This is a genomic window from Streptomyces sp. CNX435 (assembly GCF_059570575.1).
In genome coordinates this window covers 175,485-189,197 of record NZ_JCANTA010000013.1, presented here as the reverse complement: position 1 = coordinate 189,197, position 13,713 = coordinate 175,485, and the positions used below count along the sequence as shown (strand labels likewise).

Below are 13,713 nucleotides of genomic sequence, written 5' to 3'. Positions count from 1 at the left end.
CCATACGGCGTGCGCCCCCGGAGTTGCAGCTCCGGGGGCGCTGTTCGGGCCGTACCCACTGCTAGGAGAACACGACCCATGGACCACATCGTCACTGTTCAGGACGCTGTTACCGCGTTCGCTCCGTTCATGGAGCCCACGGACGTGGAGCTGGACGCGATCGAGCAGGAGATGCCCGTGATCCTCGCGGGCGTCGACCTGGTGGACGCGCAGATCATCGCCCTTGACCGCCCGCCGAACGAGGTGGACAACCGGCGCATCCGCCGGGCCCGGAACCGGGTCCTGGCCGCCCGCCGCACGCTCGCCAACCGGCGCACCACCGGCACGACGGGCGGTGCGGCATGAACGAGGGCCTGACGCTGGACGGCCTGGCCGTGCCGCTGCGGGTCCTGCGGCTGCTGACCGTGGACTTCGGGCACCTTCCCGCCCCGGACGTGCACGTCTCCCCGATCTACCCGAACCGGCTGCAGTTGACGTTCCACAACGGCCTGTCCGACTTCGAGTCGTGGCGTGAGGCCCTCGCGGTCGCTGCGGAAGCCGTTGCCTACCGCGAGCAGAGCGACGGCCGTACGCGCGTGCTGCGGGCGTACGGCGACTACGCGGGAGCCGAACTGGAGCTGACCGGCTACGGCGACGTACACGCCGCGACGTGGGTGGGGAGCGCAGCATGAGCACTCTCCTTCCTGCCGCCGCCGCGGCTGCGGTGCCGATGCTGACCGGCTGGACGGCTCACACGCTTTGGCTGTGCCGCCGCTTACGGCAGGCCCGCCGCGACCCCCTGACCGGTCTGCACACCCGCGCCGTCTTCGAGCGACGCGCCGGCCGTCTGCTGCGTCGCGGGCTGTGTGCGGTGCTGGTCATCGACCTCGACGGCTTCAAGGCCCTCAACGACCGCTACGGCCACGCCGCGGGCGATGAGGTCATCCGCGGCGTGGCCGCGAGCCTGAACGACGCCCTCGACGGCATCCGCGGCGGGATCGCTGCCCGGTTGGGCGGGGATGAGTTCGCCGTCGTCGTACCGATGCGGTCGGAGATCGGCCTTCCGTGGCTGCTGCGCGGCCTGCACAGCGAGATCACCGCCCCCCTGCTTGTCGACGGGCGGGAGCTGACCGTGGACGCGTCCATCGGCGCGTGCTGGACCGGCGACGCCCCCGAGCTGGACCTGTCGGCGGCGCTGCGCCGTGCGGATGAGGCGATGTACATCGCCAAGCGCGACGGCGGCGGCTGGCTCACGGCCGCGCCCAACGCGCCCGCGCTCGCCACCGTCAACGGCCGCCGCGCCGGCCGCGACGGGGCCCACAAGGCACCTGAAGGGGGTGCGGCATGAACTTCTCCACGATGAGCCCGGGACAGATCCGGTCGGCTGAGCGCACCCTGTCGGTGGGCACGTGGGGCATCACCTTGGGCGCGATGCTGTTCTCCGTTCTGACCGTGACGCCGCTGGTTCGCGGTGTCGCCCCGGAGGGCTGGGAGTGGACCGCGCCCATTCTGCCGCTCGTTGTCGACGCGGCCGTGGTGATCGTGGTGCGGCTGGACTCCACCGTTGCGCGGTTGGGCGGGACGGCTGGACGGTGGCCGGCGGTCCTGCGCTGGCTGACCGGGATCATGACCCTGGCTCTGAACATCGGGCATTCCGCTTTGCATGGCGATGCGGTGGGGGTGGCCGTTCACGCGGTCGCGCCCACGCTGCTCATCGTCACCGCCGAAGCCGGGCTTGCCTACCGCCGTGCGATCACTGCCGCGCTTGAACGCATCGAGCGTGAACAGCGTGAGCAGCGCGAGCGTGAACGCCGCGAGCGCGAGCAGCGTGAACAGGCTGCGCGGCGCGAGCGTGAACAGCGTCAGGCCGACGCTGAACGGCGTGAGCGTGAACAGCGTGAGCACGCAGAGCGGTTGGAGCAGCAGCGTGCGGAGCGGGAGGCCGCGGAGCGGCGTGAGCAGCGCGAGCATGAGGCGCGGCTGCGTCGTGAGGAGTTGGAACGCCAAGAGCGTGAGCGGGCCGAACAGCGCGCCTACGAAGCGGCTCGCGAGGAACGTGAACGCGCTGAGCGGGAGCGTCGTGAACAGGTGGAGCGCGAGCAGCGTGAACACCGTGAACGGCAGGCCCGTGAACGCGCTGAGACTGCCGGGCGTGAACGCCTCACCAAGCCGCACGGGGTGGCAGGGCGCAAGCCGGTGAACACCCCCGTGGTGGCGAAGATGAACGAGGCCGAAGCGCTTGAGGCCGTGCGTGCCGGGGCCGCTGCTGGGCATTCCGTTCGGCAGATCGCGCAGCACACCGGTTGGTCTGTCGGCTGGATCAGTGCCCGCCTGCACGAGGCCCGTGACGAACCGGTGGCGTCCTGATGTCCGCCGCGTTCGGCAAGTGCTACGACCCGCAGGGCGTGCGCTACGGCATCCCGACCTATCCGTGGCGCTTCGCGCCGGACGGTCTGGCGACCCGCCGTCAGCTCCGTGCCCGCGGGCTGCGGCCGGGCGGGCAGGACATCGCAGCGCAGGTAATGCGCGCCAACTGTCGGCGCGGTGGGGTGCGGGTGGCGTACCTGTACCGCTGCGACCTGGCCAAGCCGGTACGGCCGATGACCTCCCGCAAGTGGGCCGCACTCGCTTTGGCGATGCTCGCCCGCCGCACCTGCCCGCAGTGCGGCAAGGACGCCGGGTACTGCATCCCCCGCTCCCTCGGCATGTGCATCCCGTGCGCCTACCCCGAACCCCCGCACGCCTGACACACCTATCCGAACCCGGGCCCGGCCGCCCACCTTCCACAGCAACGCGGCCGGGCCCCTTTCACTCCGTGAAGGAGCAGACCCATCGTGACTGATGCAACCCCGATCCCGCCCCCGCGGGATGAGGCAGAGACCACGGGGAAGGTGCTGGCCTTCCCGCTCACCAAGGACACCCCCACCGACGCCACTTCCACCGACGCCGTGCCGACCGCCGACCCGCAGCCGGCTTCGGTGCCGGTGTGGGCGCGTTCGCGACGGGTGGTGCGTGTGTTCTTCGCGGATGAGCGCACCCGCGCTGCCGGCCGTCTGGCCGTGCGGCACGGCGCCTACGTCGTCGGCGGCAGTCGGATCGTCGCCCGCCGCGCCTGGGACGGGCGCACGACCGCCCGCTATGAGCGGATGATCCGCGGTGCGGAAGCGGCGGGGAACTACGAGGAGATCAAGGAGTGGGAGCAGCGCGCCGCCTCCTTCCGTAAGGCGCGGCACAAGCGGCGCATGGACCTGCTGAAAGCGATGGTCAACGCACCCCGTGCGGTCGCGTCCGCGGCCGGTGCCGGGTTCGGTGTGCTGCTGGCGCTGGGCTGCATCCTGGCGTGGGCCAAGGAAGACGTTTCGATGATCCTCGCCCCGGTTGAGGCCGTGGTGCAGCTCATCGCCTGGGTGGCGTTCATCGTCGGCGTGGTCTGGGAGCCGCTGCTGATAGCCCTGCCGTTCGCCGCACTGGCCTCCGTATGGGGAGTCGGCCGGCAGCGGCAGGCCGCCCCGTCTTGGGCGCTGCCCGCCGATGAGTCGAGTCGGGATGTGGTGCCTGATGAGGGGGCGATCCTCAGCGCGCTGCGGCACCTGAACATCGGTCCCTTGAACCGGGCGTTCAAGGACGGTTGGCAGCCGCGTTGGGTGTCCGGCACGGGCCGCCTGGGCAACGGCTGGCACTCCCAACTGCTGCTCCCGATGGGCGTCACGGTCGAGATGATCAACCAGCGCAAGCAGGTACTGGCGCACAACCTGCTGCGCCTGCCGGTGGAGGTCTGGCCCACCGAACCGGGCAACAAGCCCGGCGTGCTCGACTTGTGGGTGGCCGATCAGGGCTCTCTGTCCGGGAAGGTCCCGGACTGGCCGCTGCTCACCGAGGGTGTCACCGACTACTTCAAGGGCGTGCCCGCGGGTGTCTCGCAGCGTGGGGAGCCGGTGCGCGGGCAGCTCATGGCCGCCAACTACATGGTCGGCGGCATCATGGGCTCCGGGAAGTCGTCCCTGGTGGTCGCGCTGCTGCTCGGGGCGATGCTCGACCCGCTGGTCGAGCTCGACGTGTACGTCATGGCGTACAACGTCGACTACGACCCCATGAAGCCGCGGCTGAACACCCTGGTCAAGGGCGACGAAGACGAGCAGATCGAAGCCGCCGTCAAAGCGCTCCGCAGCCTGCGGGACGACGTGACCGAACGCGGCAAGCTCCTCGAAGAGTTGGGCGGCGATGAGGTCCGCCTGACCAGGGAGATTGCCGAGCGGGACCCGCGGATGCGGCCGAAGGTCGTGGTCTTCGATGAGTGCCACGAGCTGTTCATGCACAAGAAGCACGGCCCCGAGGCCGCCGAGCTGGCGGTGAAGGTGATGAAGAAGGCCCGCAAGGTCGGCATCACCCTGATCTGGGTCACCGTGAGCCCGACCGCGGACAGCATCCCGAAGGATGTCACCCGCAACACCTCCCACCGCGTCGCGTTCGCCGTGGGCGACCACGTGGCCAATGACGGGCTGCTGGGCACCGGCAAGCACCGCGCCGGCATCACCGCCACCACCCTCAACCCGGCCGAGAACATCGGCACCGCGCTCACGGTCGGCTTCACCCGCAACCCGTTCGAGCTGATCCGCTCGCACTACATCCGCAAGACCGCCGACGCGGACCAGATCACGCCCGTGGTCAAGAGGGCGCTGGACGGACGCGAGGGCATCACCCCCGCCGCCGCCCCGCCGCCCGCAGGCGAGCCGGTGGACCACCTCGCCGACATCGCCGCCGTCCTCGCCGACGTGGAGCGGATGCGCACCGATGAGGTCCGGCAGAGGCTTGCCGAGCGCAACCCGGCGGAGTACCGCGGCTGGACCGCATCCGACCTCGCCCGCACCCTCACCGACGCCGGGGCGGCGCCGTACAAGTCCGGCGGCGTCATGGTCGCCAGCCGCGCCCGCGTGGCCGAAGCGCTCGCCGAGCGGGACACCGACGACCCCGACACCCCCGCCGACAGTTACGCAGAGTGAAGGGACAGGGTCGGGGAGGCGGGGAGTTCTCCCCAACTACCTCCCCGGCCGTGCCTCCCTCGCCTGGTCTGCGATAACCCGTGGTAAGGGAGGCGGGGAGGCGGCCCGCCGCTGACCTGCGAAACCCCAGAAAACACGGTCTCCCAGGGGCGCCCCAGCCTCCCTCCCTTCACACACAGTAACCAACTGCCGGTAACCCGGAAGGGCTGACAGCCATGTCCGCTCCGCAGTCCGAGCCGCGCCCCAAGGTGGGGCAGCGGCGCCCCGAAGCCGACGACCTGATCGCCGCCGTTGAGGAGGCGATCGCCACCCGCCCGACGCACTACCGCGACGACAGCCCCCTGCCGGTGGTGGGCCCCACCCCGCCGGTCACCCAGCCCGGCAGGCCGCCGATGTCCCAGGCCGCCACCGACGCCTCCGGGCTGATGCTCGCCGCCGGTGTCGGCTCCCTCGGAGTCGGCGGCGCCGTCTCCCTCGTGCTGGTCGCGTCCGGCTACGCCGACCCGCAGGTCGTCGCACTCATCTGCGCCACCCCGCCGGTCGCGCTTCTGTCCCTGAAGGGGCTGGTGAAGACACTCGGGAAGGCCGCGAAGGAAGCGACCCCCGAGGAGCATCACCACCACTATGCGGGGCCCGTCGTACAGGACCACCGCAAGGTCACCAACAACAACCGGTGGTGGGGACGCTCCACCACCGGCAACTGAGACCAGGAAGGCGATTCATGCACGAAATGATCCGTTACACCGCCGACGTGGTGTGCATCCGCGCCGGCGCCGTCCTGCTGATCGAACGGGGAGGGCCGCCGCACAAGGGCCAGCTCGCCCTGCCGGGCGGGCACGTTGACCCCGGCGAGACCTCCCGAGCCGCTGCCGCGCGCGAGCTGCTGGAAGAGACCGGCGTCCGCGTCGACGCTGACGGCCTGGGCCTGATCGGCGTCTACGACGCCCCCGAGCGCGACCCGCGCGGCCGGTACGTCACGGCCGCCTATCTGGTGGTAGTTCCCGACACCACCACCGCGCACGCTGCCGACGACGCCGCCGCCGTCCGGTGGATGCCGCTCGACTACGCCGGAACTCTCGCGTTCGACCACGGCGAGATCGTGGCCGCCGCGCGCTGCCGGTACAACGCCCCGTTCTAGACACCCGAAAGGACTCACGTGTCCAACATCCACCCCGCCCCGGAGCCCTTCCCGGCACCGGGAGCGGCCTACTCGTCCGCGCCCAGCATCGACAGCGAACTCGACTGGGCCGACAGGGCCGTCGCCACGGCCGAGTCCTACGCCGAACTGGACCGGGACTACTACCTACGCAAGGCCGCGGTGATGGACCGCATCGCGCTGCTGGACGAGGCGGCCGAACCGTACGGCGACGCCGCGCAAACCGCCGTCGCAACGGCCCTGACGCTGCTCGACACCGACCGGCCGTACGTCGACCCGCACCTCACGGAACGGGGCGAGAAAGACCCGCGCGGCTACGTCCGCTACCTGTACGCCCTCAACGCTAGCTGCGTCTGCGACGACTCCGGCGACAGCTCCTGCTACCCCCACCCCGACGCCGAGTTGTAGCCATGCCCGGGGCGACCGCCCGCTCTCGCCAAAGACACGCGGTCGCCCCGGCCAACCAGCCCCTATCGGACCTGTTGGAGGACTCCAGCATGACCCAACCCACCGACATCCGGCGAGTGCCGGCCACCTTCCGGCCGTTACTGCTGGACCTGTTCTCCTGCGCCGGCGGCGCCGGTACGGGCTATGCCCGTGCCGGGTTCGACGTGCGCGGCTGCGACATCGCCGACCGGCCCAACTACCCCTTCCCCTACCACCAGGGCGACGCGCTCACCTACCTCGCCCGTCTGATCGACACCGGCGAGATCCGCCGGTATGCGTTCGTGCACGCCTCCCCACCCTGCCAGGGCAAGTGCGCCCTGACGGTGGGCACCAATCGGTCCCAGGGATGGGGCGGTACGCACGTCGACCTCGTGGCGCCCACCCGTGAACTGCTCGACAAGACCGGTCTGCCGTACGTGATCGAGCAGCCCAACGGCCGTGCGGAGATCCGCAAGGACCTGACGCTGTGCGGGGAGATGTTCGGTCTCGGGGTGATCCGGCACCGCAACTTCGAGTTGGGCGGCTGGCGTATCGAGCGGCTGGCACATGTGCCGCATCGGGGCCGGGTGCGCGGCTACCGGCACGGACGCTTCTACGACGGCCCGTACGTGGCCGCCTACGGCAACGGCGGCGGCAAGCCGTCCGTCCCCGAGTTGCAAGCTGCCCTCGGTATCGACTGGACCGACGTGCGCGAGGAACTGACCGAGGCCATCCCGCCCGCCTACGGCGAGCACATCGGCCGCGCCGCGTACGCACTGCTGTACGCGGGGCATCTGAGGGAGGCGGCATGAACGACTACCTGCCCGCCGCCCTCGGACTTGCCGCATCCAGCATCCCCGTCCTGCCCCTGCGGGTGGGGAAGGTGCCGTTCGGCAACTGCCGCCGCTGCGCGGGCAACGCGTGCGGCGGCCGGCCGAACATGAAGACCCCCGGCCCCTGCACCTGTCCCGCACCGTGCCACGCATGGGCCGCCGCCACGACCGACCGGGACGTGATCAGCTCCGGCATCTGGCGGCGCGCGTGGGTGCAGGCGGCTGCGGTCGCCTACCACCCGGGCGGGGCCGGGCTCACCGTCGTCGACCTCGACGACGCCGACGCCGTGGCATGGGCCCGCGAGACCCTGCCGCCCACGCAGACCGTGCCCACCACACGAGGCCAGCACTGGCTCTACCTCGGGCGCATGCAGTCAGCCAACGCGGTACGGCCCGGCGTCGACATCAAGTCCACGATGGGCTACGCACGCTGGCTCGGCTTCGGCACCGGCACCATGACGCCCCTGACCGACGCCGTGCGCGAACTGGCCGCCAAGGAGCCGCCCCCGGCCCGCCCGGCGGCGGCCGTCGCCGTGGCGGTGCCGGGCGGGCAGGGCCCGTGCCGGCACCGCACGCCCGCCTTCCTCGAACGGGGCATCGCCATGGCGGAGCAGCGCATCGCCGAGGCGCGCAGCGCGGTGCACAGCACCGTGTACGGCACGTTCCTGGCCGTGCTGTCCACGCACGGCCGGTGCGGCTGCCTGACCGACGCGCACGTCGCGCGGCTGTTCACTGCCGCGCAGGCCAAGGGTGAAACGGCCCGGCACTGCACCGACGCATGGACCAACGCCCGTACCAGGTTGGGACTGTAGCCATGTCCGACGACGACAAGACACCTGCCCGCGAGGTCATCGCCGACTACGCGCAGGCCAACTTCAGCTACTTCCGCACCGCGGACGGCACCGTGTACGCGCAGCGCAACGGCCACCCCGTGGCCCGCCCGATCCGCTCACAGGGCACCACGGGCAGCCACCGCCAGGAACTCATGGTCGGCCTGTTCCGCGACGGATGCGGCGTCTTCAACGGCACCGCGCTCAAGGAGGCGTTGGACTTGATCGAAGCACTCGCACTGACCGAGGAAGTGCAGCCCGTACACATCCGCGTCGCGCCCGGATTCGACGGCGCGACCTGGCTCGACCTCGGACGCAACGACGGCAAGTCCGTCCGCATCCACCCCACCGGCTGGGACATCACCACCCCCGACCCCCGCGAAGTGTGCTGGCGCCGCACCCAGCTCACCGGCGAACTGCCGCTGCCGGCCAAGGACACCAACGGCAAGGGCATCGATCTCCTGCTGCGGCTGTGCAACTTCGCCGGCGCGGAAACCGAGTGCCTGGCCCTCGCCTGGCTCATCGGCTGCCTCGGGCCGTCCGTGCCCGTACCCGCGCCGTTCCTCACCGGCCCGCAGGGCGCCGGCAAGTCCACCGGCGGGCGGATGCTCGTGCGGATCATCGAGGGCATGAGCAGCGACCTCCGACGCGCCCCCAAGGATGAGGAGAACCTGACGGCGGCGGTGGCGGCCGGGTGGGTTACCGCGCTGGACAACCTCTCTCACCTCACGCCGGACCTGTCGGATGCGATGTGCTGCATCGTCACCGGCGCCGAGAACGTCAAACGCGCCCTCTACACCGATGGCGATGTGGTTCGCGCCCGCTACCGCCGGCCGCTGCTCATGACGGGCATCGACGTGGGCGTCATCCGGCCCGACCTCGCCGAACGGCTCCTTCCGCTGCGTCTTGAGCGCCCGAAGGTGCGGCGGACCGAGGCGGAGTTGTGGGCGGAGTACGAGGAGATCCTGCCCGTCGTCCTCGGCTCTCTGCTTGACCTCACGGTCCAGGTCCGCGCCGCCGAAGCGGAGACCCCAACGGACCTGCGGATGGCGGACTTCGCGCACCTGTGCGCGCAACTCGACGTAGCCACCGGTCTCGGGGCGCTCAGCGCGTACCGGCGGAGCCTGGACGACCTCAACGACGACGTGATCGAAGGGGACCTGCTGGCGCAGACCGTGCTGCAGTACGCCGCCGGAATGGAGGCCGGCGCAGAGGAGCGGATGACCTCTGCCGAGTGGCTGCACTGCCTCACCCGCCTGTACGTCGGGGAGGATTGCCGTCCTCTGCCGAAGGGATGGCCGACCACGGGCAAGGTGCTCTCCGACCGACTCAAGCGGCTTCAGCCGACGCTGGCAGCCCGCGGCGTCCTCATCGACTGGGGACGCACCATGGCGGCCCGCTACATCGAGATGAGCCGCCTGCCGGCCCCGGCCCCGCCGGAGCAGGTGCAGGTGTTCTGACCTGCGGCGTCAGGGGCCGTCCCGAACAGCAAGAAGAGCACGCCTCGCCTGTTGTGCTCCTCTTGCTGTTCGGCGGCTTGCCGCCGCCCGATGAACGCGCCGCGAAGCGGCTCCTTCTTCGCTCTTCACGCTTGAGAGCTCCCGCGCACTACCAACAGACACCCCCTCTCTTGTCCGAAGTAGAAGAACGCTGCGTCATCTGCGTCATGCGAGCCGAAAACCGGCCGCTGACCTGCGGCTACACCCATGACGCAGACGGCGGATCCTGCGTCATCCTGCGTCATCAGCGTCATGGGTGACGCAGCCCTGCGTCATGTATGACGCAGCCGCGAAGCCCCTGCGTCATACAAGGCCGCTGGTCAGCGGCTCGAATGACGCAGATGACGCAATGACGCAGAAATCCGAACCTCGGACAGGAGCGACCCCGCCGAGGAGGTTGCACCGCATGAGCACCCCCGCCCCTGCCGACCGGCTCCTCTACACCCCGAAGGAAGCCGCCGGCGTGCTCGCCATCGGCCGCTCCACTCTCTACGAGCTGATGGCGGCAGGCGCCGTGAAATACATCAAGCTGGGTCGCTGTCGCCGCATCCGTCGCAGCGACCTGGAGAACTACGTGGCGGGGCTCTCCCCCGCCGCCTGAGCACCGCACCGCACGCGAGGCGGCTCCGGACTTCGGTCCGGGGCCGCCTTTCTGCACGGAGGAAGTGCATGAGCCCACGCAAGCCCAACATGGCCTCATCCGTCTATCTCGGCAGCGACGGATGGTGGCACGGTCGCGTCACCATGGGCGTCAAGGCTGACGGCAGCCCCGACCGCCGGCACCGCCGCGCCCGTACCGAGACGGAGGTACGCCGCAAGGTCAGGGCCCTGGAAAAGCTCCGCGACGCCGGCCGGGCGCCCAAGGCCGGGCGGGTACCCACCGTGGAGCAGTGGATGACGACCTACCTCACCACCATCGCCAGCCTGAAACTTCGACCCCGCTCCCTTGACGACTACTGGTCCAAGACCCGCAACGACATCGTTCCCGGCGTCGGCAAGCACCGGCTCGACAAGCTGGGCCCGGAGCATCTGGAGAGGATGTACGCCGCGATGCTCGCCGAGGGGCACGCCCCCTCGCACGTGCTCAAGGTGCACCGCATTCTGTCCCGCGCACTGAAGATCGCCCACCGCCGCCGCATCATCGGTGAGAACGTCGCCACGCTCGTAGAGCCGCCCTCCCTGGAGGAGACCGAGGCGAACCCCTTCACCAGGGAGGAGGCGAAGGCGTTCCTCGAAGCGGCAGCGAAGCGGCCCACGTTCATGCGGTGGGTCGTCGGGGTCGGGATGGGCTTCCGGCAGGGCGAGACGCTTGGACTCCGCTGGCCGTACGTCGACCTCGACAATGAGCTGATCCACCCGAAGTGGCAGCTCCAGCGGCTGACGTGGCGGCACGGCTGCAAGGACCCGCACGCCTGCGGCGCCCGGCTGCACCGATTCGAGCCCTGCGCAGAGGGGTGCACCCGGCACAAGTCGTACACCCGTGGCTGTCCTAAGCCCTGCCCGAAGGGCTGCACCCGGCACGCCCGCACGTGCCCGGAGCGCAAGGGCGGCGGACTCGCCTTCACCAGGCCCAAGACGAAGAAGAGCACGAACCCCGTGCCGATCCCGCCGCCGTTCATTCCTCACCTACGCGAGCACAAGGCACAGCAGGAGGAGGCACGGGCCGCCGCGGGCGAGCTGTGGCAGGAGCACAAGGCGGTGTTCACACGGCCGGACGGGCGTCCGCTGGACCCACGAGCGGACTGGGAGGAGTTCAAGGAGCTGCTTGCCGAAGCGGGCATCGATGACCGGCGCCTGTACGACGGCAGCCGCCACACCGCCGGCACGATCCTGAACGAGCTGGGGGTGGACATGCCCACCATCATGGAGATCCTTCGGCACACCCAGATCAGCCAGACGCGGCGGTATGTCAAGGGCAGATCGCACCTCTCGAAGGACGCCATGCGCCGCGTGGGAGACGCCTTCATGCCTCGCCCGGGGGCCACGTCTGAGACCAGAACTGAGACCGGGAGCACCCGAGCCGAACGCGCGCGGCGCCGCCGTCGCATCCGCTGAAACAAAAACCCCAGCTCAGAGAATCTCTGAGCTGGGGTCCGGTGGAGCCGCCTAAGGGAATCGAACCCTTGACCTACGCATTACGAGTGCGTCGCTCTGGCCGTCTGAGCTAAGGCGGCGCGTTGCGGGCCGTGGCCCGGGCAACGGCGACAAGTTTACACAGTTCCCAGGGGTCCTCCGCACTCGGTTTCGGGGTGGCGTCGGGGCGGGGGTCACTTGCAGCGTTTGCCGTCCGGGGGTGGGGTGCCTTCCAGGAGGAAGGTGTCGACCGCGCCGTCGATGCAGGTGTTGCCCCTCGCGTACGCCGTGTGGCCGTCGCCCTCGTACGTCAGCAGCACGCCCTCCGACAGCTGCGCCGCCAGGCCCTCCGCCCACACGTACGGGGTCGCCGGGTCGCGGGTCGTGCCGACGACCAGGATCGGCGGGGTGCCCGCCGCCTCGATGCGGTTGGCCTCACCGGTGGCGGCGACCGGCCAGTCGGCGCAGTTGAGGGCCGCCCAGGCGAAGTCGCGGCCGAAGACCGGGGAGTCCGCCTCGAACTCCGGGACCAGCTCCTCGACGTCCGCCGGGCTGTCGAACGGGGCCGGCTGGTCGATGCAGTTCACGGCGGCGAAGCCGTACATCATGCTGCCGTACGAGCCGTCCGGCTCCCGCTCGTAGTACATGTCCGCCAGCGCCAGCAGCCCGCTGCCGTCCTTGCGCTCCATGGCGTCCGTCAGCGCGCCGCGCAGCTGCGGCCAGAAGTCCTCCTGGTACATCGCCATCAGCACGCCCATCGTCGCCAGCGACTCGCCCAGCCGCCGCTTCTCGCCGGTCGGGACGGGCTTCGCGTCGAGGCGGTCGAGGAACGCGCGGAGCTGCTTGCCCGCGTCCTCGGCGCTGTCGGTGCCGAGGGGGCAGTCCGCGCGCCGGACGCAGTCCTCGGCGAAGGCGTCGAAGGCGGTGGTGAAGCCCGCGTTCTGGTCGAGGTTCAGCTGCCGGGAGGTGAGGGAGGGGTCCATCGCGCCGTCGAGGACCAGGCGGCCGGCGCGCTGCGGGTAGAGGCCCGCGTAGGTGGCGCCGAGCATCGTGCCGTACGAGGCGCCGACGTACGTCAGCTTCTTGTCGCCGAGGACGCCGCGGAACACGTCCATGTCCCGGGCCGCCTCCTCCGTCGAGACGTGGCCCAGCAGCTTGCCCGTGCGCTTCTCGCAGCCCTCCGCGAAGCGCTCGAAGGCCGCGGTCAGCGCCGTGACCTCGCGCTCGTCGTCGGGCGTCGCGTCGATCTGGGTGTGCTCCTCGAACTCCGCGTCCGTCAGGCACTCCACCGGCTGGCTGCCGCCGACGCCGCGGGGGTCCGCGGCCACGATGTCGTGGCGCGCGCGGATCTCCTGGGGGTAGCCGACGCCGGCGAAGTTCTGCAGGAACTCGATCGCCGACGCGCCCGGGCCGCCCGGGTTGACGTGCAGCGAGCCGAGGCGCTCGCCGGGGTTCTCGGCCGGCTTGCGGGCGACCGCCAGCTCCACGTCCTCGCCGTCGCCGGGGCTGGCGTAGTCCAGCGGTACGCGCAGCGTGGCGCACTCGAAGCCGGGGGCGGCGGTGCAGTCGGTCCAGCGCAGCTTCTGTTCGTAGTACGGCCGGAGGTCCGCGGGGATCTTCTCCGGGAGCGGTTCGAGGACCTGGCTGACGCTGCCGGCGCGGGCAGCGTCGCCGCCGGTGCCGCTGCCGCCCGTGTCGGCGTCGTCGGATCCGGCGGAGTCACACCCGGCGGCGGCGATCAGCACCACCAGCGCGGTGACGGGTGCGGCCGTACGGAACAGGCTGCGGAAATCCATGCGCCCGAGCGTATCCGCCGGGGTGGGGCCCGCACCGGGGCGCCCTCGCCCCGTACGGGTGAAGTGGGCCGCCGCCTCTGCCGCTGCCGCCGCCTGTGCGCAGCTTCTGCCGCCGCTTCTT

Annotated in this window: 15 protein-coding genes and 1 tRNA gene; 14 read left to right on the top strand and 2 right to left on the bottom strand. The window is 70.7% G+C overall.

The genetic code is table 11. From position 1 onward, the window contains the following. The first annotated feature begins 78 nt into the window (after positions 1 to 78). From T328_RS22060 to T328_RS21995, 14 genes are all read left to right on the top strand, one after another. Positions 79 to 345 carry a DUF6284 family protein gene (locus T328_RS22060; protein ID WP_496497849.1) on the top strand — a complete coding sequence of 89 codons (267 nt, stop codon included), beginning with the start codon at positions 79 to 81 and terminating at the stop codon, positions 343 to 345. After that, on the top strand, positions 342 to 671 hold the full coding sequence (locus tag T328_RS22055; protein ID WP_496497848.1) for a hypothetical protein: 330 nt from the start codon (positions 342 to 344) through the stop codon (positions 669 to 671). The genes T328_RS22060 and T328_RS22055 overlap by 4 nt, the downstream gene beginning before the upstream one ends. Then, complete coding sequence (locus T328_RS22050) at positions 668 to 1,327, top strand: GGDEF domain-containing protein (RefSeq protein WP_496497847.1); 660 nt, start codon at positions 668 to 670, stop codon at positions 1,325 to 1,327. Before T328_RS22055 ends, T328_RS22050 begins: the two co-directional genes overlap by 4 nt. Next, complete coding sequence (locus tag T328_RS22045) at positions 1,324 to 2,346, top strand: DUF2637 domain-containing protein (RefSeq protein WP_496497846.1); 1,023 nt, start codon at positions 1,324 to 1,326, stop codon at positions 2,344 to 2,346. The genes T328_RS22050 and T328_RS22045 overlap by 4 nt, the downstream gene beginning before the upstream one ends. Then, on the top strand, positions 2,346 to 2,726 hold the full coding sequence (locus tag T328_RS22040; protein WP_496497845.1) for an RRQRL motif-containing zinc-binding protein: 381 nt from the start codon (positions 2,346 to 2,348) through the stop codon (positions 2,724 to 2,726). Before T328_RS22045 ends, T328_RS22040 begins: the two co-directional genes overlap by 1 nt. Before the next feature lie 87 nt (positions 2,727 to 2,813). Then, positions 2,814 to 4,979 (top strand): FtsK/SpoIIIE domain-containing protein, encoded by a 2,166-nt coding sequence (locus tag T328_RS22035; RefSeq protein WP_496497844.1) that lies wholly within the window; start codon positions 2,814 to 2,816, stop codon positions 4,977 to 4,979. Positions 4,980 to 5,194: 215 nt separating this feature from the next. Continuing rightward, positions 5,195 to 5,683: a hypothetical protein gene (locus tag T328_RS22030; RefSeq protein ID WP_496497843.1), complete on the top strand. Its 489-nt coding sequence runs from the start codon at positions 5,195 to 5,197 to the stop codon at positions 5,681 to 5,683. Between the two features lie 17 nt (positions 5,684 to 5,700). Next, positions 5,701 to 6,117: an NUDIX domain-containing protein gene (locus tag T328_RS22025; protein WP_496497842.1), complete on the top strand. Its 417-nt coding sequence runs from the start codon at positions 5,701 to 5,703 to the stop codon at positions 6,115 to 6,117. A gap of 18 nt (positions 6,118 to 6,135) precedes the next feature. Continuing rightward, complete coding sequence (locus T328_RS22020; protein WP_496497841.1) at positions 6,136 to 6,543, top strand: hypothetical protein; 408 nt, start codon at positions 6,136 to 6,138, stop codon at positions 6,541 to 6,543. 89 nt (positions 6,544 to 6,632) lie between these two features. Then, positions 6,633 to 7,373, top strand: coding sequence for a DNA methylase (locus T328_RS22015; protein WP_496497840.1), 741 nt, complete (start codon positions 6,633 to 6,635; stop codon positions 7,371 to 7,373). Continuing rightward, positions 7,370 to 8,206, top strand: coding sequence for a bifunctional DNA primase/polymerase (locus T328_RS22010; protein WP_496497839.1), 837 nt, complete (start codon positions 7,370 to 7,372; stop codon positions 8,204 to 8,206). Before T328_RS22015 ends, T328_RS22010 begins: the two co-directional genes overlap by 4 nt. Before the next feature lie 2 nt (positions 8,207 to 8,208). Beyond that, positions 8,209 to 9,684: an AICE element replication initiation protein gene (locus T328_RS22005; RefSeq protein WP_496497838.1), complete on the top strand. Its 1,476-nt coding sequence runs from the start codon at positions 8,209 to 8,211 to the stop codon at positions 9,682 to 9,684. Between the two features lie 445 nt (positions 9,685 to 10,129). Further along, on the top strand, positions 10,130 to 10,324 hold the full coding sequence (locus T328_RS22000) for a helix-turn-helix domain-containing protein (protein WP_496497837.1): 195 nt from the start codon (positions 10,130 to 10,132) through the stop codon (positions 10,322 to 10,324). A 68-nt stretch (positions 10,325 to 10,392) separates the two neighbouring features. After that, positions 10,393 to 11,778 (top strand): tyrosine-type recombinase/integrase, encoded by a 1,386-nt coding sequence (locus tag T328_RS21995; protein WP_496497836.1) that lies wholly within the window; start codon positions 10,393 to 10,395, stop codon positions 11,776 to 11,778. 42 nt (positions 11,779 to 11,820) lie between these two features. On the opposite strand, the gene T328_RS21990 is transcribed toward T328_RS21995, so the two are convergent. Next, positions 11,821 to 11,897 (bottom strand) — tRNA-Thr (locus T328_RS21990). 93 nt (positions 11,898 to 11,990) lie between these two features. Then, positions 11,991 to 13,592 carry an alpha/beta hydrolase gene (locus T328_RS21985; protein ID WP_496497835.1) on the bottom strand — a complete coding sequence of 534 codons (1,602 nt, stop codon included), beginning with the start codon at positions 13,590 to 13,592 and terminating at the stop codon, positions 11,991 to 11,993. Positions 13,593 to 13,713 lie beyond the last annotated feature (121 nt).